The sequence below is a fragment of the Sulfuritalea hydrogenivorans sk43H genome (genome assembly GCF_000828635.1).
Taxonomy (GTDB): domain Bacteria; phylum Pseudomonadota; class Gammaproteobacteria; order Burkholderiales; family Rhodocyclaceae; genus Sulfuritalea; species Sulfuritalea hydrogenivorans.
The window spans coordinates 672,683-690,928 of the sequence record NZ_AP012547.1 but is presented as its reverse complement, the minus strand read 5'-3'; the positions used below and the strand labels follow the sequence as shown (position 1 = coordinate 690,928).

26 protein-coding genes are annotated in these 18,246 nt (G+C 58.7%); all 26 read right to left on the bottom strand.

Annotated features, from left to right (window positions below):
• Positions 1-19: 19 nt before the first annotated feature.
• A complete protein-coding gene (gene rplO, locus SUTH_RS03370) occupies positions 20-466 on the bottom strand; it encodes a 50S ribosomal protein L15 (RefSeq protein ID WP_041101569.1) in 447 nt (148 codons plus the stop codon).
• A gap of 16 nt (positions 467-482) precedes the next feature.
• Positions 483-665 (bottom strand): 50S ribosomal protein L30, encoded by a 183-nt coding sequence (rpmD, locus tag SUTH_RS03365; RefSeq protein ID WP_041097084.1) that lies wholly within the window; start codon positions 663-665, stop codon positions 483-485.
• Between the two features lie 3 nt (positions 666-668).
• Positions 669-1,196, bottom strand: coding sequence for a 30S ribosomal protein S5 (gene rpsE, locus SUTH_RS03360; RefSeq protein WP_041097082.1), 528 nt, complete (start codon positions 1,194-1,196; stop codon positions 669-671).
• Positions 1,197-1,207: 11 nt separating this feature from the next.
• Positions 1,208-1,561, bottom strand: coding sequence for a 50S ribosomal protein L18 (gene rplR / locus SUTH_RS03355; protein ID WP_041097080.1), 354 nt, complete (start codon positions 1,559-1,561; stop codon positions 1,208-1,210).
• Positions 1,562-1,576: 15 nt separating this feature from the next.
• Complete coding sequence (gene rplF / locus SUTH_RS03350) at positions 1,577-2,110, bottom strand: 50S ribosomal protein L6 (RefSeq protein ID WP_041097078.1); 534 nt, start codon at positions 2,108-2,110, stop codon at positions 1,577-1,579.
• Between the two features lie 12 nt (positions 2,111-2,122).
• Entirely contained in the window at positions 2,123-2,518 is a 396-nt protein-coding gene (gene rpsH, locus SUTH_RS03345) for a 30S ribosomal protein S8 (protein WP_041097076.1), read from the bottom strand.
• 10 nt (positions 2,519-2,528) lie between these two features.
• Complete coding sequence (gene rpsN / locus SUTH_RS03340; protein WP_041097074.1) at positions 2,529-2,834, bottom strand: 30S ribosomal protein S14; 306 nt, start codon at positions 2,832-2,834, stop codon at positions 2,529-2,531.
• A gap of 7 nt (positions 2,835-2,841) precedes the next feature.
• Positions 2,842-3,381 carry a 50S ribosomal protein L5 gene (gene rplE, locus SUTH_RS03335; protein WP_041097072.1) on the bottom strand — a complete coding sequence of 180 codons (540 nt, stop codon included), beginning with the start codon at positions 3,379-3,381 and terminating at the stop codon, positions 2,842-2,844.
• A 9-nt stretch (positions 3,382-3,390) separates the two neighbouring features.
• Positions 3,391-3,708: a 50S ribosomal protein L24 gene (rplX, locus tag SUTH_RS03330; protein ID WP_041097070.1), complete on the bottom strand. Its 318-nt coding sequence runs from the start codon at positions 3,706-3,708 to the stop codon at positions 3,391-3,393.
• Between the two features lie 22 nt (positions 3,709-3,730).
• A complete protein-coding gene (gene rplN / locus SUTH_RS03325; RefSeq protein WP_041097068.1) occupies positions 3,731-4,099 on the bottom strand; it encodes a 50S ribosomal protein L14 in 369 nt (122 codons plus the stop codon).
• Between the two features lie 185 nt (positions 4,100-4,284).
• Entirely contained in the window at positions 4,285-4,557 is a 273-nt protein-coding gene (gene rpsQ / locus SUTH_RS03320) for a 30S ribosomal protein S17 (protein WP_041097066.1), read from the bottom strand.
• Entirely contained in the window at positions 4,554-4,748 is a 195-nt protein-coding gene (gene rpmC / locus SUTH_RS03315; protein WP_041097065.1) for a 50S ribosomal protein L29, read from the bottom strand. The genes rpsQ and rpmC overlap by 4 nt, the downstream gene beginning before the upstream one ends.
• 3 nt (positions 4,749-4,751) lie before the next feature.
• The gene (gene rplP / locus SUTH_RS03310; protein WP_041097063.1) at positions 4,752-5,165 is read right to left on the bottom strand and encodes a 50S ribosomal protein L16; all 414 of its coding nucleotides are present in this window, start codon (positions 5,163-5,165) and stop codon (positions 4,752-4,754) included.
• Positions 5,166-5,168: 3 nt separating this feature from the next.
• Complete coding sequence (gene rpsC / locus SUTH_RS03305; RefSeq protein ID WP_041097061.1) at positions 5,169-6,050, bottom strand: 30S ribosomal protein S3; 882 nt, start codon at positions 6,048-6,050, stop codon at positions 5,169-5,171.
• 9 nt (positions 6,051-6,059) lie between these two features.
• Complete coding sequence (rplV, locus tag SUTH_RS03300) at positions 6,060-6,389, bottom strand: 50S ribosomal protein L22 (RefSeq protein WP_052473157.1); 330 nt, start codon at positions 6,387-6,389, stop codon at positions 6,060-6,062.
• Between the two features lie 9 nt (positions 6,390-6,398).
• Positions 6,399-6,680 carry a 30S ribosomal protein S19 gene (gene rpsS, locus SUTH_RS03295; RefSeq protein ID WP_041097057.1) on the bottom strand — a complete coding sequence of 94 codons (282 nt, stop codon included), beginning with the start codon at positions 6,678-6,680 and terminating at the stop codon, positions 6,399-6,401.
• A 3-nt stretch (positions 6,681-6,683) separates the two neighbouring features.
• A complete protein-coding gene (gene rplB / locus SUTH_RS03290; RefSeq protein WP_041097055.1) occupies positions 6,684-7,517 on the bottom strand; it encodes a 50S ribosomal protein L2 in 834 nt (277 codons plus the stop codon).
• Positions 7,518-7,832, bottom strand: coding sequence for a 50S ribosomal protein L23 (rplW, locus tag SUTH_RS03285; protein WP_041097053.1), 315 nt, complete (start codon positions 7,830-7,832; stop codon positions 7,518-7,520).
• Positions 7,829-8,449: a 50S ribosomal protein L4 gene (gene rplD, locus SUTH_RS03280; protein ID WP_041097051.1), complete on the bottom strand. Its 621-nt coding sequence runs from the start codon at positions 8,447-8,449 to the stop codon at positions 7,829-7,831. Before rplD ends, rplW begins: the two co-directional genes overlap by 4 nt.
• A gap of 11 nt (positions 8,450-8,460) precedes the next feature.
• A complete protein-coding gene (gene rplC / locus SUTH_RS03275) occupies positions 8,461-9,105 on the bottom strand; it encodes a 50S ribosomal protein L3 (protein WP_041097049.1) in 645 nt (214 codons plus the stop codon).
• A gap of 104 nt (positions 9,106-9,209) precedes the next feature.
• Positions 9,210-9,521 (bottom strand): 30S ribosomal protein S10, encoded by a 312-nt coding sequence (gene rpsJ, locus SUTH_RS03270; protein ID WP_041097047.1) that lies wholly within the window; start codon positions 9,519-9,521, stop codon positions 9,210-9,212.
• 79 nt (positions 9,522-9,600) lie between these two features.
• Entirely contained in the window at positions 9,601-10,791 is a 1,191-nt protein-coding gene (gene tuf / locus SUTH_RS03265) for an elongation factor Tu (RefSeq protein ID WP_041097028.1), read from the bottom strand.
• A gap of 33 nt (positions 10,792-10,824) precedes the next feature.
• Positions 10,825-12,918, bottom strand: a complete 2,094-nt coding sequence (gene fusA / locus SUTH_RS03260) for an elongation factor G (RefSeq protein WP_041097045.1) — start codon at positions 12,916-12,918, stop codon at positions 10,825-10,827.
• 114 nt (positions 12,919-13,032) lie between these two features.
• Positions 13,033-13,503 (bottom strand): 30S ribosomal protein S7, encoded by a 471-nt coding sequence (gene rpsG, locus SUTH_RS03255; protein ID WP_041097044.1) that lies wholly within the window; start codon positions 13,501-13,503, stop codon positions 13,033-13,035.
• 21 nt (positions 13,504-13,524) lie between these two features.
• Positions 13,525-13,902: a 30S ribosomal protein S12 gene (gene rpsL / locus SUTH_RS03250; protein WP_041101567.1), complete on the bottom strand. Its 378-nt coding sequence runs from the start codon at positions 13,900-13,902 to the stop codon at positions 13,525-13,527.
• Positions 13,903-14,004: 102 nt separating this feature from the next.
• Positions 14,005-18,219: a DNA-directed RNA polymerase subunit beta' gene (gene rpoC, locus SUTH_RS03245; protein ID WP_041097042.1), complete on the bottom strand. Its 4,215-nt coding sequence runs from the start codon at positions 18,217-18,219 to the stop codon at positions 14,005-14,007.
• Positions 18,220-18,246 lie beyond the last annotated feature (27 nt).

Here is an 18,246-nt window from a genome sequence, read left to right as displayed (position 1 = left end):
GATCGATCCTCGTCCGCTATCAGGCAGCGGCGATGTCTGCTACGGAACCACCGGCTGCTTCGATCGCAGCACGGGCACCCTTGGTCGCGCCAACACCTTTCAGCGCAATCTTGCGATTGAGTTTGCCTGACAGGATGACCTTGGCCGACAGGGCGTCACCGGCAATCACGCCGGCCTGCTTCAGTACCAGCAAGTCAACTTCCTCGACCGGCAGCTTGTCCAATTCGGACAGGCGCACTTCAACATTGCGACTGGCGGTCAGCGAGACGAAGCCACGCTTCGGCAACCGACGCTGCAACGGCATCTGGCCGCCTTCGAAGCCGACCTTGTGGAATCCACCGGCACGCGATTTCTGGCCTTTGTGACCACGACCAGCCGTCTTGCCAAGGCCGCTACCGATGCCTCGTCCGACACGCTTCGCAGCGTGCTTGGAGCCCTCGCCGGGCTTGAGATTGTTAAGTTCCATGCTCATTGATATCCCCTTAGCCTTCGCACTTCACCAGATAGGCCACTTTACGGATCATGCCGCGCACTGCGGGCGTGTCCTCAAGCACAGCCGAACTGTTGAGCCTTTTCAGGCCAAGTCCGCGCACGGTGGCGCGATGATCCTGTTTGGTGCCGATGACGCTCTTTACCAGCGTGACCTTGATTGTCTTTTCAGCCATGGCTCACTCCAGGATTTCAGCAACGGCCTTGCCGCGCTTGGCAGCAATCTCGGCCGGGGTGCTCATGGCCAGCAGGCCATGCAGCGTCGCGCGAACAACGTTGTAAGGATTGGTCGAGCCGATGGTCTTGGCGACCACGTCGGTTACACCCATCACTTCGAATACTGCGCGCATCGGGCCGCCGGCGATAACTCCGGTACCGGGGGATGCGGGCGACATCAACACGGTCGTTGCACCATGCTTGCCGGTGACCGTGTGATGCAAGGTTCCATCCTTGAGGCTGATCTTGGACATCTTGCGACGAGCTTCTTCCATCGCCTTCTGCACGGCAACGGGAACTTCCCGTGACTTGCCCTTGCCCATGCCGATGCCACCATCGCCGTCACCCACTACGGTCAGCGCGGCGAAACCGAGAATCCGGCCGCCCTTCACCACCTTGGTGACGCGATTGATGGACACCATCTTTTCGCGCATGCCGTCGTCGCGCTCTTCCTGGGCCTGGTGCTGTTTCCTGCCTTGAGGTTTAGCCATGTCCGTCTCGCTTAGAACTTGAGTCCGCCCTCACGGGCGGCTTCGGCCAGCGCCTTGACGCGGCCGTGATAGTGGAAACCGGAGCGGTCGAACGCAACCTGCTCGATGCCGGCCGCTTTGGCCCGCTCGGCGATGAGCTTGCCAACCGTCTTGGCCGCATTGACGTTGCCGCCGTTCGGAACCTGGCTCCGTACTTCCGGCTCCATGGTTGAAGCTGCGGCCAGCACGCGCGTGCCGCAGCCGGAGAATATCTGGGCAGAGATATGCAAGTTGCTGCGATGCACCGCGAGGCGCACCACTTTGAGCTCCGCAATCTTGGCGCGGGTTTTGCGCGCCCTGCGCAGACGAGCCTGTTTCTTTTCCATGATTCAGCGCCTCGATTATTTCTTCTTGGTTTCCTTGATGACAACCACTTCGTCGGAATACCGGACGCCCTTGCCCTTGTAGGGCTCCGGAGACCGGTAAGCACGCACTTCAGCGGCTACCTGACCTACCACTTGCTTGTCGATCCCCTTGATCAGGATCTCCGTCTGGGTCGGCGTTTCAACTTTGATCCCGTTCGGCATGTCGTGCACCACCGGGTGCGAGAAGCCGAGCGTGAGGTTCAGCTTGGCTCCCTGCGCCTGCGCACGATATCCGACGCCTACCAGGGTCAGCTTCTTCTCGAAGCCCTTGGTGACGCCGATCACCATGTTATTCAGCAACGCGCGCATCGTGCCCGACATGGCACCCGCATTCGGGGCGCCTTCGACGGCGCGGCAGAGCAGCTTTTCGCCATCTCTCTCGACCTTCACCGCCGGCAGCATGAACTGCTTCAGCGTCCCCAGCGGCCCCTTGACCGCGACCTCGGTGTCGGACAGCGTCACTTCGACGCCCTTCGGCACATCAACGGGATATTTTGCAATACGTGACATGGCAGCAGCTCCTTAGGCGACGATGCAGAGAACTTCGCCGCCCATGTTGCCAGCCCGCGCCCGGCGGTCGGTCATCACGCCCTTCGGCGTAGAGACGATGGCAACACCCAGCCCGTTCATGACGCGGGGCAAATCATCCTTGCCCTTGTATACACGCAGGCCCGGCTTGGAAACGCGTTCGATGCGCTCGATTACCGGACGCCCGGCATAGTACTTGAGCGCCACATCGAGTTCAGGCTTGGCGCCATTCTCGCGAATAGCGAAATCATCAATATAACCTTCGTCCTTCAGCACCTTGGCGATCGCCACCTTGAGCTTGGAGGAAGGCATGGATACGGACTGCTTCTCCGCCATCTGCGCATTGCGGATGCGGGTCAACATGTCGGCAACTGGATCGGTCATGCTCATATCGCTCTCCTTACCAGCTTGCCTTGGTCATGCCAGGCACTTCGCCGCGCATTGCCATCTCGCGCAGCTTGTTGCGGCAAAGACCGAATTTGCGGAACACACCGCGCGGACGTCCGGTCAATGCGCAGCGATTGCGCTGACGAGACGGGCTCGCGTTGCGGGGAAGCTGCTGGAGTTTCAGGCGCGCATCCATGCGCTCCTCGTCCGACAGCTTGACGTCGTTGATCACGGCAAAAAGTTCGGCGCGCTTGGCAGCATACTTCGCAACCATCTTTGCGCGCTTTTCTTCGCGGTTAATAAGAGCTAGTTTCGCCATACGTCCCTCAGTTCTTGAAGGGGAACTTGAATGCGGCGAGAAGCGCCTTCGCTTCTTCGTCGTTCTTCGCGGTGGTGGTGATACTGATATTCATGCCACGCAACGCATCGATTTTGTCGTACTCAATCTCGGGGAAAATGATTTGCTCTTTCACCCCGACATTGTAGTTGCCCCGCCCGTCGAAGCCTTTGCCCGAAATACCGCGGAAGTCGCGGATACGCGGCATGGCAATCGTGACCAGGCGATCAAGAAACTCGTACATGTGATTACCACGCAGGGTCAGCATGCAGCCGATCGGGTAGCCTTCACGAATCTTGAAGCCCGCAATTGCCTTGCGCGCCTTGGTGACGACCGGCTTCTGGCCGGCGATTTTGGTCATGTCACCGACCGCGTGATCCAGCACCTTCTTGTCGCCAACCGCCTCACCGACACCCATGTTCAGGGTGATCTTGGTAATGCGTGGGACTTCCATGATGGACTTGTAGCCAAACTTCGCGAGAAGCTCGGGGACCACCGTCTGTTTATAGTATTCCTGCAAGCGCGCCATGACTGATCCTTACGCGTCAACAACTTCGCCGTTCGACTTGAACACCCGGACCTTGCGACCGTCGTCGAGTTGCTTGAAGCCGACGCGATCCGCTTTCTGGGTGGCCGGATTGAACAGCGCCACATTGGAAATATTGATCGGCATTTCCTTCTCAACAATGCCGCCCTGATTACCCTTAAGGGGGTTAGGCTTGGTGTGCTTCTTGACCCGATTGATGCCCTCAACCAGCAGCCGTTCGGCATCAAGGCAGTTCAGCACGACGCCGCGCTTGCCCTTGTCTTTACCTGTGGTGACGACCACATCGTCACCCTTGCGAATCTTGTTCATGATCGAGTCCTCGATTGCCGGGTCACAGAACTTCGGGAGCCAGCGAGACGATCTTCATAAATCGCTCAGTGCGCAACTCGCGCGTCACCGGGCCGAAGATGCGCGTGCCAATCGGTTCCAATTTGTTGTTCAGCAAAACTGCGGCGTTGCCATCGAACTTGATGAGCGATCCGTCGGAGCGACGCACGCCCTTGGCCGTACGCACCACCACCGCGCTATAGACTTCGCCTTTTTTGACACGGCCACGCGGTGCGGCATCCTTGATGCTGACCTTGATGACATCACCAATGCCGGCATAACGGCGCTTGGAACCACCAAGCACCTTGATGCACATGACCGAACGCGCGCCAGTATTGTCGGCGACATCCAGCAGAGACTGCATTTGAATCATTTTTTCATCTCCAACTTAATCCGCGATTGACTCAAGTCTCGCGATCAGTCTTGGAGCCCGCTAGGGGCTGGAATGCCAGGAGGGAATACCCTGGCCGAGTAAAGAGGCGAGATTTTACATCCCGCCGCCTTGTTGTCAACTACTATTTCGAATATTGCCAAACAGCGTGTCCAACTACTGCACTATCAGATAGCACGGGCCTTTTCGATAACCTTGGCAACACGCCATGCTTTGGTCTTGGAAATCGGCGCGCATTCTTCGATCTGTACCAGATCGCCGGACGCCGTCTCCATTCCCTCGACGTGGGCGTGATACTTTTTCGAGCGCGTCATGATCTTGCCGATCACTGGGTGCTTCACCTTGCGCTCAACCAGTACCGTCACGGTCTTCTGCATTTTGTCCGAAACGACACGACCCTGAAGGGTGCGCCGCACGGTTTGAGTGGTCGCATCCGTCATTTCGCTGCCGCCTTCTCACGCTGAATGGTTTTGATGCGCGCAATATCCTTGCGCACCTTGCCGACCTGACTGGTATTGGTCAGCTGTTGTGTAGCCACCTGCATACGAAGCCCGAATTGCGCCTTGCGCAACTCCAGCAACTCCTTCTGCAGATCCTCGTTGTTTTTTGCTCTCAGCTCACTTGTTTTCATGACTTATCCCAAATGGCGGGTAACGAAAGTGGTTTCGAGCGGAAGCTTGGCAGCTGCCAGGCGGAACGCCTCCCGTGCCAGCACCTCGTCCACGCCATCCATCTCGTAAAGGACCTTGCCAGGCTGGATCTCGGCGACCCAATACTCCGGGGAGCCTTTACCGTTACCCATCCGAACTTCGAGCGGCTTCTTCGAAATCGGCTTGTCCGGGAAAATGCGAATCCAGATACGACCACCGCGCTTGATATGACGAGTCATTGCACGCCGTGCGGCCTCGATCTGGCGAGCCGTAAGGCGGCCACGACCGATAGCCTTGAGGCCATACTCGCCAAAACTCACCTTGGCGCCCCTGGTTGCGAGCCCGGTATTGCGGCCCTTTTGCTCTTTGCGATACTTTCTACGGGCAGGTTGCAGCATGTTTTACTCCTTGCCTTCTTTCGCCGCGCTATCGGCACCCGCGGCCTTTGCCGGGGCCTTGCGAACACGCTTGACGGGGGTCTTGGTCGCTGGGGCAGCAGCCTCCGGCTTCACTTCCTCCGCCTTTTTGGCCGGGCTACGGCGGGCGGCGGGCTTGGCTTCACCTTCGGTCTCGGTCCGGGGCTTTCCAGGGCTGCGGCGCGGCTTGCGCTGATCATCAACCGCAGGCTCCGGAGTGGCCAGCAGTGCGTCACTACGCGAGAGAATCTCACCCTTGAACACCCAGACCTTGATGCCGATGATGCCGTAAGTGGTCTTGGCTTCCGAAGTACCGTAGTCGATATCGGCACGCAATGTATGCAAGGGCACGCGACCTTCGCGATACCATTCCCGCCGCGCGATTTCAGCGCCATTCAGACGTCCGGAACTCATGATCTTGATGCCTTGTGCGCCCAGGCGCATTGCATTCTGCATCGCCCGCTTCATGGCACGGCGGAACATGATGCGCTTTTCCAACTGTTGCGCAATCGAGTCGGCGATGAGCTGCGCATCGATTTCCGGCTTGCGAATCTCTTCGATATTGACATGCACCGGCACGCCCATCTTGCGCTGAAGCTCAGCCTTCAGATGCTCGATGTCCTCGCCTTTCTTGCCGATGACCACACCCGGGCGTGCGCTATAAACCGTTACTCGCGCATTCTTTGCCGGACGCTCGATCACCACGCGACCAACCGATGCGTGGGCCAGCTTCTTTTTCAGGTAGTCGCGAACCTCAAGGTCTTCCTTGAGCATCTGCGGAAAAGTCTTGCTGCTGGCGTACCAGCGGGAAGTCCAGTTGCGCGTGACCGAAAGACGAAAACCGGTCGGATGAATCTTTTGTCCCATGTGCCCTCCTTAGTCGCCGACGGTCACGTAAATGTGACAAGTAGGCTTGAGGATGCGATTACCGCGTCCCTTGGCTCGCGCCGTAAAGCGCTTGAGCACCGTGCCCTTTTCGACGTAGATACGCGTGATCTTCAAAGCATCGATATCAGCGCCGTCGTTGTGTTCCGCATTGGCAATCGCCGACTCAAGTACTTTCTTGATGATCCCGGCGCCCTTTTTGGGCGAAAATCCCAGAATGCTGAGCGCCTGATCCACCGGCTTGCCGCGTACCAGATCGGCAACAAGCCGGCCTTTTTGGGCGGAAAGCCGGACACCGCGCAAGTTTGCATTGGTTTCCATCATCGCTCCTTACTTCTTCGCAGCGGCCTTCTTGCCGCCCGTGTGGCCCTTGAAGGTCCGCGTCAGCGCGAACTCGCCAAGTTTGTGACCAACCATGTTTTCCGACACATAGACCGGAATATGCTGCTTGCCGTTATGCACGGCTATGGTCAATCCCACGAAGTCCGGAAGAATCGTCGAACGGCGCGACCAGGTCTTGATCGGGCGCTTGTCGTTGGAGGCGCGCGCTGCATCCACCCGCTTCAGCAGGTGGGCGTCGATGAACGGGCCCTTCTTGATAGAACGTGCCATGTCTTACCTCTTACCTTTCGGCCTGCGTTGGACAATCATGACGTCCGTGCGCTTGTTGTTGCGGGTGCGATAGCCCTTGGTCGGCTGACCCCAAGGGCTGACAGGAACCCGTCCTTCGCCAGTACGTCCTTCGCCACCACCATGCGGGTGATCGACCGGGTTCATCGCCACACCGCGAACGGTCGGCCGAACACCGCGCCAACGCATCGCACCAGCCTTGCCGATCTTGCGCAGGCTATGCTCTTCGTTACCCACCTCGCCAATCGTCGCGCGACATTCAACATGGATACGGCGAATCTCGCCGGAACGCAGCCGAACCTGAGCGTAGGTACCTTCACGCGCCAGAAGCTGGGCCGATGTTCCGGCCGAGCGGGCAATCTGGGCACCTTTGCCCGGCATCATTTCGACGCAATGGATGGTCGTACCAACAGGAATACTGCGAATCGGCAGTGTGTTGCCCGGCTTGATCGGGGCCTCGGGACCGCTGATGACCGCCTGGCCGACAATCATTCCCTTGGTGGCGATGATGTAACGGCGCTCGCCGTCGGCATATAGCACCAGTGCAATGTTGGCGGAGCGATTCGGGTCGTACTGCAGATTCTCGACCTTGCCCGGAATTCCGTCCTTGTCGCGGCGGAAGTCGATCACACGATAATGCTTCTTGTGACCGCCACCCATATGGCGCGTGGTGATATGTCCATGCGCATTGCGACCCGCGGTTCTGGTTTTCTTTTCGACGAGTTTGTCGTGCGGGCGGCCCTTGTGCAGATTCGGGTTGACCACCTTGACGACGCCGCGACGACCAGGCGAGGTCGGCTTGACTTTTACGAGAGCCATTTAAGCAGCCCCCCCTTCCGCAAAGTTGATTTCCTGACCGGGCTTGAGGCAGACAAATGCCTTCCTGATGTCGCTGCGGCGACCAATGTTGCGACCAGCGCGCTTGACCTTACCCTTGAGGTTGGCCATTTGAACCGACTTGACCTCGACCTTGAATAGCATCTCGACCGCAGCCTTGACCTCCGGCTTCGTTGCGTCGGGCGTCACGATGAACACCACCTGCTCGTTTTTGTCAGCTATATAAGTGGCCTTTTCTGAAATCTGGGGGGCCACCAGAACCTGCAGCAAACGCTCCGGATTGAAGTTCTTGCTCATGCCAGCATCTCCTCGATCTTGGCCACGGCACCCTTGGTGAAAATCACCTTGGGGAAGCGAACCAGGGACACTGGATCAGCCTGCTGCGCCTCAAGCACCAGAACATTCGGCAAGTTGCGCGAAGCGAGTTCCAGATTGTCGTCCATGTTGTCCGTCACCAGCAACACCGAACCCAAGCCCATGGCCTTGAGCTTTTGCGCAAACAGACGCGTCTTCGGCGCTTCGATGGTGAAGTCGTCAATCACTACCAGCCGGTCCTCGCGGGCCAGTTGCGACAGGATCGCAGCCAGACCGGCGCGATACATCTTGCGATTGACTTTCTGCGTGAAGTTTTCTTCCGGCGTGTTCGGGAAGATTCGACCGCCGCCACGCCACAACGGCGAGGAGGTCATACCGGCACGCGCACGGCCGGTACCCTTCTGACGGAAGGGCTTCTTGGTGCTGTGATGCACCTCTTCGCGGTCTTTCTGTTTGCGATTGCCGGCGCGGGCGTTGGCCTGATAGGCGACCACCACCTGATGCACCAGGGCTTCATTGAAGTCGCGGCCGAACAGCGCATCAGAAGCTGTCACGGTTGATGCGGCCTGACCTTGGGCGTTGATTAGTTTAAGTTCCATGTCATCCCCGCTCAGTTGGATGCCTTGACGGCCGGGGCAACAATCACATCGCCCCCTTTGGCGCCAGGCACCGCACCCCTGACGAGCAGGAGTTGGCGCGCCTCATCGATGCGAACAACCTCCAGATTCTGGGTCGTCCGCGCCACATCGCCGAGATGTCCAGCCATGCGCTTGCCGGGAAATACGCGACCTGGATCCTGCGCCATGCCGATGGAACCAGCCGAGTTGTGCGACAAGGAATTACCGTGGGAAGCACGATTCGATGAAAAGTGGTGACGCTTGATTGCACCAGCAAAACCCTTGCCGATCGACGTACCACTCACATCAACTTTTTGACCCACGCTGAAAATGCTTGCAGCAACCACATCGCCCGGCTTGAAACCGGCGAGCTGGTCCGGTGCGACGCGGAATTCCCTGAGGACCTCACCCGCTTCGACACCCGCCTTGGCGAGATGCCCCGCCGCAGGCTTGCTTACCCGGCTTGCGCGACGCTTGCCAAAGGTCACCTGAACGGCGGCATAACCATCCACCTCAGGCGTCTTTATTTGTGTGACGCGATTGTTCGACACATCGAGCACTGTTACCGGAATGGAAGAACCATCCTCGGCAAAAACGCGCGTCATGCCGACCTTGCGTCCAACAAGGCCTAGACTCATTTTATTCTCCTAAACCCCAGCTACGATTGGCCGGGCCCACTTTCAAAAATCAGCGACAAACGTCACCGCGACGGGCGCCTCAAAACCGGCGCCCCTGCTACGAATTACTGCAACTTGATCTCGACATCCACACCAGCCGGAAGATCCAGCTTCATCAATGCATCGACCGTCTTGTCGGTCGGATCGATGATGTCCATCAAACGCAGGTGGGTGCGAATTTCGAATTGGTCCCGTGAAGCCTTGTTGACATGCGGCGACCGCAACACGTCGAAACGCTCAATGCGCGTCGGCAGCGGTACCGGACCACGGACCACTGCGCCAGTGCGCTTGGCCGTCTCCACAATCTCAAGCGCCGACTGGTCGATCAAGCGATAGTCGAAGGCCTTGAGGCGGATGCGAATCTTTTGGCTTTGCATTACAAATCCTTAAAGAGCGAGGTCGCAAATCGCGAAAGGGCAAGATTTTATCGCCCTTTTCGCCGTATTGCAACAAATGTTATTCGATGACCTTGGCGACGACACCGGCGCCGACGGTACGACCGCCTTCGCGGATGGCGAAGCGCAGGCCTTCTTCCATCGCGATCGGCGCAATCAGCTTCACCGTCATGGCAATGTTGTCGCCCGGCATCACCATTTCCGTCCCGGCCGGCAACTCGATGCTGCCCGTGACGTCGGTGGTGCGGAAGTAGAACTGCGGACGGTAGCCATTGAAGAACGGGGTATGACGACCGCCTTCGTCCTTCGACAGGATGTACACTTCCGACGTGAAGTGGGTGTGCGGCGTGATGCTGCCCGGCTTGGCCAGCACCTGGCCACGCTCGACTTCTTCACGCTTGGTGCCACGCAGCAGCACGCCGACGTTGTCGCCGGCCTGGCCCTGGTCCAGCAGCTTGCGGAACATTTCGACGCCGGTGCAGATGGTCTTGGTGGTGGGGCGGATGCCGATGATTTCGATTTCTTCACCGACCTTGACGATGCCGCGCTCGACACGACCCGTGACCACGGTGCCGCGACCGGAGATCGAGAAGACATCCTCAATGGGCATCAGGAAGGGCTTGTCGATGGCGCGCTCGGGCGTCGGGATGTAGCTGTCCAGGGCGTCGGCCAGGGCCATGATGGCGCCTTCGCCAAGCTCGCCCTTGTCGCCTTCCAGCGCTTTCAGGGCGGAGCCCTTGATGATCGGGATGTCGTCGCCGGGAAAGTCGTACTTGCTCAGGAGTTCGCGCAGCTCCATTTCGACCAGCTCGAGCAGTTCGGCGTCGTCAACCATGTCGCACTTGTTCATGAACACGACCATGTAGGGCACGCCGACCTGGCGTGCCAGCAGGATGTGCTCGCGGGTCTGCGGCATGGGGCCGTCGGCGGCGGAACAGACCAGGATGGCGCCGTCCATCTGCGCGGCGCCGGTGATCATGTTCTTGACGTAGTCGGCGTGGCCCGGGCAGTCAACGTGCGCGTAGTGGCGCGTCTTGGTCTCGTATTCGACGTGCGCGGTGTTGATGGTGATGCCGCGTGCCTTTTCTTCCGGCGCCGCATCAATCTGGTCGTAGGCTTTCGCCTCGCCACCAAACTTCGCCGACAGCACCGTCGTGATCGCCGCCGTCAACGTCGTCTTGCCATGGTCCACGTGACCAATCGTCCCTACGTTTACGTGCGGCTTCGTCCGCTCAAATTTCGCTTTCGCCATGTCTGCTTTCCTTAAAGAACGATTGTTGGTTGATCACTTCTTGTTGATGACGGCTTCGGCGACATTCTTCGGCGCCTCGGTGTAGTGCTTGAATTCCATCGAATATGTCGCCCGGCCCTGCGACAGGGACCGCAAGGTGGTGGCGTAGCCAAACATCTCGGCGAGAGGAACCTCTGCCTTGACCAGCTTGATGCCGCCAACCTGGTCCTCCATACCCTGAACGATGCCACGACGGCTCGACAGATCACCCATGACGTTACCCATGTAATCCTCGGGGGTCTCAACCTCGACCGCCATCATCGGCTCGAGGAGCACGGGGCTCGCCTTGCGCATGGCATCCTTGAATGCCATCGAAGCGGCCATCTTGAACGCATTTTCGTTCGAATCGACGTCATGGGAAGAACCGTCGAACAAGGTAACCTTGACATCGACCACCGGAAAACCAGCGAGTACGCCATTCGGTAGCGTTTCCCGCAGACCCTTGTCGACCGCAGGAATAAATTCGCGTGGCACGGTACCGCCCTTGACGGCATCGATGAACTCGTAACCCTTGCCCGGCTCGTTCGGCTCGAGCTTGATCCAGACGTGCCCATACTGACCACGACCACCAGACTGCTTGACGAACTTGCCCTCTTGCTCGACTGCCTTGCGGACGGCTTCGCGATAGGCTACCTGTGGAGCGCCGACACTGGCTTCAACATTAAATTCGCGACGCATGCGGTCGACAATAATGTCCAGATGAAGCTCACCCATTCCAGAAATGATGGTCTGCCCGGATTCCTCATCGCTGCGGACACGGAAAGACGGGTCTTCCTGCGCCAGACGGCCAAGCGCAATGCCCATCTTTTCCTGGTCGGCCTTGGTCTTCGGCTCGACCGCGACGTGGATAACCGGCTCCGGAAACACCATGCGCTCAAGAATGATCGGCGCTTCAGGATCGCAAAGCGTCTCACCGGTGGTCACGTCCTTGAGGCCTACGCACGCAGCGATGTCGCCCGCAAGAACTTCCTTGATTTCTTCACGATTGTTGGCATGCATCTGAAGAATGCGGCCGATGCGTTCCTTCTTGCCCTTCACCGGGTTATAGATGGTCGCCCCGGACATCAAAACTCCGGAGTACACGCGGATAAAGGTCAGCTGGCCGACAAACGGATCGGTCATCAGCTTGAACGCCAGCGCCGAGAACTTTTCGCTATCGTCCGCACGGCGTGAAACCTCCTTCTCCCGCTCATCGACACCGCCCACCGGGGGAATATCGACTGGCGACGGCAAAAACTCGACCACGGCATCCAGCATGCGCTGCACGCCCTTGTTCTTGAAGGCGGAGCCGCACAGCATCGGCTGAATTTCGCAATCGATGGTGCGTCGACGCAGACCCTGCTTGATCTTTTCCTCGGACAGCTCACCCGATTCGAGGTATTCGTTCATCAGATCCTCGGAAGCCTCGGCTGCCGCCTCTACCATCTGCTCTCGCCAGGTCTTGGCTGTTTCCAGCAACTCGGCGGGAATTTCGCCGTATTCAAACTTCATACCCTGGGAAGGCTCATCCCAAATGATTGACCGCATCTTCAATAGATCGACAACACCGACGAACTTATCCTCGGCGCCAATCGGAATCACGATCGGCACCGGGTTCGCTTTGAGGCGCGCCCTCATCTGATCAACGACCTTGAAGAAATTGGCACCAGAGCGATCCATCTTGTTCACGAAGGCAAGCCGCGGCACCTTGTACTTGGTTGCCTGGCGCCAGACGGTCTCGGACTGTGGCTGGACGCCACCGACGGCGCAATAAACCATGCAAGCGCCATCCAGAACCCGCATTGAACGCTCCACTTCGATCGTGAAGTCAACGTGTCCGGGCGTATCAATGATGTTGAAACGGTGCTCCGGAAGCGACATGTCCATGCCCTTCCAGAAACAGGTCGTCGCTGCCGATGTAATGGTGATCCCGCGCTCCTGCTCCTGCTCCATCCAGTCCATGGTGGCCGCGCCGTCATGGACTTCGCCAATCTTGTGATTGACCCCGGTGTAGAACAAAATGCGCTCGGTGGCGGTGGTCTTGCCGGCATCGATGTGAGCCGAAATACCAATATTGCGATAGCGTTCGATGGGAGTCTTGCGGGCCACTTGATTTACCTGCCTTATCTAAACCAAACCGCCATGACACCTCGTTTTACGAAGCGACAGGGCGGCGGACAAAAACGAAAATCCCGCCGGATAACCGGCAAGACGCGCTACTACTTAGAAACGGAAATGCGAGAACGCCTTGTTGGCCTCAGCCATACGATGGACTTCTTCGCGCTTCTTCATCGCGGCACCACGCCCTTCGGATGCCTCCAGCAACTCAGCGGCCAAGCGCTGACCCATCGACTTTTCGGAACGCTTGCGCGCAGCCTCGCGAAGCCAGCGCATCGACAGAGCCATACGCCGAGACGGGCGAACCTCAACAGGCACCTGGTAGTTCGCACCACCCACGCGACGGCTTTTCACCTCGACCAAGGGCTTGACATTGTTTACTGCCAGAGTGAAAACTTCCAGCGGATCCTTGCCGCTCTTCGACTGAATCTGCTCGAAGGCGCCATAGATAATGCGCTCGGCGACAGACTTCTTGCCGCTATCCATCAGCACGTTGACGAATTTGGAAAGATCGACACTGCCGAACTTTGGATCGGGCAGGATGTCACGTTTGGGAACTTCACGACGACGGGGCATGGTATCTCCTTAAAGCCCGGATCAGGCGGCCTTGGGCCGCTTGGCACCGTACTTGGAACGGCTCTGCTTGCGGTCCTTGACACCCTGGGTATCAAGGCTGCCGCGCACAATGTGGTAACGCACACCCGGCAAATCCTTGACTCGGCCGCCCCGAATGAGAACTACCGAGTGCTCCTGCAGGTTGTGACCCTCGCCACCGATGTAGGAAATCACCTCGAAACCGTTGGTCAGGCGCACCTTGGCGACTTTCCGCAGCGCAGAGTTCGGCTTCTTCGGTGTGGTGGTGTAAACGCGAGTGCAGACACCGCGCCGAGCCGGGCTGTTGCCCAGTGCGGGCACCTTGCTCTTGGACTGCGGCGCCTGACGGCCCTTGCGTACAAGTTGGTTAATGGTAGGCATGTATATGTCCTGAATGCTGTGCGAAATGCACTGCAAAATTACAAAAAGTCGGCCCCTGCCAAGGGCAAAGAGGCCGGATTATAGAATGGTCGCCGACGAGCGTCAACCTGCTTGCGTATCTTCTGCTGCGACCGAAGCATCTTCCGCGGCTGCCGGCAGATCGAACAGACTCTGCGCCTCTGCGCCGCCCGGAGACTGCTTGCGACGTGTGCGGTGGTAAGCCATTCCGGTACCCGCCGGAATCAGGCGGCCGACAATGACATTCTCCTTGAGGCCTCGCAATTCGTCCCGCTTGCCCATGATTGCGGCTTCGGTCAAGACTCGCGTGGTTTCCTGGAAAGAGGCTGCGGAAATGAAGGAATCGGTCGACAAACTGGCTTTGGTGATGCCATGCAGCATGAAGTCGTACAGGGCCGGTGTCTTGCCGGCGGCAATCAGCTTGTCGTTCTCGTCCAGCACCGCGGCGCGTTCGACCTGCTCTTCCCTGATGAAGCTCGAATCGCCCGGATTCGCAATGACCACCCGACGCAGCATCTGGCGCACGATCACCTCGATATGCTTGTCGTTGATCTTCACGCCTTGCAGTCGATATACGTCCTGGACTTCATCGATGATGTAGCGGGCCAATTCCTCGACACCCTTCAGTCGCAGAATGTCATGCGGATCAGCCGGACCGTCCACAATCACTTCGCCCTTGTTGACGACCTGCCCGTCGTGGGCCATCACATGCTTGTCCTTGGTGATCAGATACTCGTGCGCCGTGCCGTCCGGCTCGGTGATCACCAAACGCTGTTTGCCCTTGGTGTCCTTGCCGAACGAAACGGTACCCGTGACTTCCGCCAAAACACCGGCGTCCTTGGGAATACGCGCTTCGAAGAGTTCGGCAACGCGCGGCAAACCGCCCGTGATATCACGCGTCTTGGATGACTCCTGCGGGATCCGTGCCAGGATGTCGCCGACTGCGACTGGCTGGCCATCCTTTACCGTAATCAGCGAACCGACCTGGAAGGTAATGGTCACGATGTGATCGGTACCGTGAATCTTCACCTCCTGGCCCGACTCGTCGATCAGCTTGACCTGCGGACGAACTCCCTTCGATGCCTTGGCACCGCGTTTCGGATCAATAACGACGAGGGTTGAAAGACCGGTGACTTCGTCCATCTGCTCGGCGACCGTCGCATTCTTCTCGACATTCTCGAACTTGACCGTACCAGCATACTCCGTGACGATCGGGCGGGTATGCGGATCCCAGGTCGCCAGCTGCGCTCCGGCCTTGACCGCCTTGCCATCGTCTGCAAGCAGGGTGGCGCCATAGGGAACCTTGTGGCGCTCACGCTCGCGACCGTTGTCGTCGGTAATCATCACCTCTCCGGAGCGGGAAATGACAATCTTTTCACCCTTCGGATTGGTAACGTAGCGCATGGTCGCGGTGAAACGAATCGTGCCGGAGCTCTTTGCCTCAATGCTGCTTTGCGCTGCCGAGCGCGACGCGGCACCGCCAACGTGGAAGGTTCGCATGGTCAGCTGTGTGCCCGGCTCGCCGATTGACTGGGCGGCGATGACGCCGACGGCCTCGCCGGCATTGACCAGTGAGCCTCGGCCCAGATCACGACCATAGCATTTGGCGCACAAACCGTAGCGGGTCTCACAGGAAAGCGGGCTACGCACGCGGACTTCGTCGATATCGAGTGCTTCGATGGCATCCACCGCGTCCTCGTCGAGCAAGGAACCTGCCGCAAACAACACATCCTGCGTATCCGGATTGATCACATCGTTGGTGGCAACGCGGCCAAGAATGCGCTCACGCAGCGGCTCAATGACTTCGCCGCCTTCCACCAGCGCCTTCATGGCGAACCCGTTCTGAGTTCCGCAATCATCTTCGATCACCACCAGATCCTGGGTAACGTCCACCAGACGGCGTGTCAGATAGCCGGAGTTGGCGGTCTTCAGCGCGGTGTCGGCCAAGCCCTTGCGAGCGCCGTGGGTCGAGATGAAGTACTGCAGAACGTTGAGGCCCTCGCGGAAGTTCGAGGTGATCGGGGTTTCGATGATCGAACCATCAGGCTTGGCCATCAGGCCGCGCATGCCAGCCAGCTGACGGATCTGCGCAGCGGAGCCACGCGCTCCGGAGTCGGCCATCATGTAAATGGAATTGAAAGACTCCTGACTCACCTGCTTGCCGTCTACGCCGGTAACGACCTGATGCGCAAGTTGATCCATCATGGCCTTGGCCACCTGATCCCCGGCGCGCCCCCAGATGTCCACCACCTTGTTGTAGCGCTCGCCGACAGTCACCAGACCGGAGGTGTATTGCTTTTCGATTTCCTTGACTTCGGTTTCTGCAGCCGCGATCAGGTCGTGCTTCTGCGTCGGCACCAGCATGTCATCGACGCAGATAGAGATGCCGGCACGGGTCGCCAGACGGAAACCGGCCTGCATCAACTGGTCGGCGAAAACGACCGTCTCCTTGAGTCCGCAGCGGCGGAAGCTCTCGTCGATCAGCTTGGAGATTTCCTTTTTCTTGAGCGGCTTGTCGATCACCTTGAACGGCAGGCCACGCGGCAGAATCTCTGAAAGCAGGGCGCGGCCGGCAGTGGTCGAGTAGCGCGTGATCTTCGGCTGCCACTGTTTGTCGGCATCCAGTTCATATTCGCGAATGCGCACGGTAATGCGCGCATGGAGATCGATCTGGCGCGAGTCAATGGCGCGGGTAATTTCGGCGATGTCGCCGAACATCATGCCGTTGCCGCGGGCGGACACATTTTCGCGGGTGGCGTAGTACAAGCCGAGCACCACGTCCTGCGAGGGCACGATGATCGGCTGGCCGTTGGCGGGCGACAGCACGTTGTTCGAGGCCAGCATCAGGGTGCGGGCTTCCATCTGCGCTTCAAGAGAAAGCGGGATATGCACAGCCATCTGGTCACCGTCGAAGTCGGCGTTGAAGGCCACGCAAACCAGCGGATGCAACTGGATAGCCTTGCCTTCGATCAAGGTCGGCTCGAAGGCCTGAATACCAAGTCGATGCAGCGTCGGCGCGCGATTCAGCATCACCGGATGCTCACGGATGACTTCTTCGAGGATGTCCCAGACCACCGGAGTTTCGGCTTCGACTTCCTTTTTCGCCGCCTTGATGGTGCTGGCAATCCCCATCTTTTCGAGGCGCTCGAAAATGAAGGGCTTGAACAGTTCCAGAGCCATCTTCTTCGGCAGACCGCACTGATGCAGCTTGAGCTGCGGACCGACGACGATTACCGAACGGCCGGAATAGTCGACGCGCTTGCCCAGGAGGTTCTGGCGGAAACGGCCGCCCTTGCCCTTGATCATGTCGGCCAGCGACTTCAGCGGGCGCTTGTTGGCACCTGTCATGGCCTTGCCGCGACGACCGTTGTCGAGCAGCGAGTCGACGGCCTCCTGCAGCATGCGCTTTTCATTGCGCACGATGATGTCCGGCGCCTTGAGTTCAAGCAGGCGCTTGAGACGGTTGTTGCGATTTATGACGCGGCGATACAAGTCGTTCAGGTCGGAAGTCGCGAAACGGCCGCCATCCAGGGGAACCAGCGGACGCAGATCCGGCGGCAGTACCGGCAGCACCTGCAGGATCATCCACTCGGGCTTGATGCCCGACTGCTGGAATCCTTCGAGGACCTTGAGGCGCTTCGAAATTTTCTTGCTCTTGGCTTCGGATCCGGTGGTTTCCAGTTCCTGCCGCAGAGTCTCGACTTGGCGGTTGAGGTCGATGGTGCGCAACAGTTCGCGGACACCTTCGGCACCCATCACGGCGGTGAAGTCGTCGCCGTATTCCTCGACCTTGGCCAGGTAGTCATCTTCCGTCAGCAATTGCGCACGGTTGAGCGGGGTCATGCCCGGATCGACAACCACAAACGCTTCGAAGTAAAGCACGCGCTCAATGTCGCGCAAGGTCATGTCGAGCACCATGCCAAGACGGCTCGGCAGGCTCTTCAGGAACCAGATGTGCGCAGTGGGCGAAGCCAGTTCGATGTGGCCCATTCGTTCGCGGCGCACTTTCGACTGGGTGACTTCGACGCCGCACTTTTCGCAGATGACGCCGCGGTGCTTCAGACGCTTGTACTTGCCGCAGAGGCACTCGTAATCCTTGACCGGGCCAAAAATCTTGGCGCAGAACAGGCCGTCACGCTCAGGCTTGAAGGTACGGTAGTTGATGGTCTCCGGCTTCTTGACTTCGCCGTATGACCACGAACGAATCTTGTCGGGGGAAGCCAGACCGATCGTGATCGCGTCGAATTCCTCTTCGGCCGCCAGGTTCTGCTTGAACAGGTCTGCAAACAGGCTTTTCATGTGTATTTTCTCCTAGGGGCTTTGGCG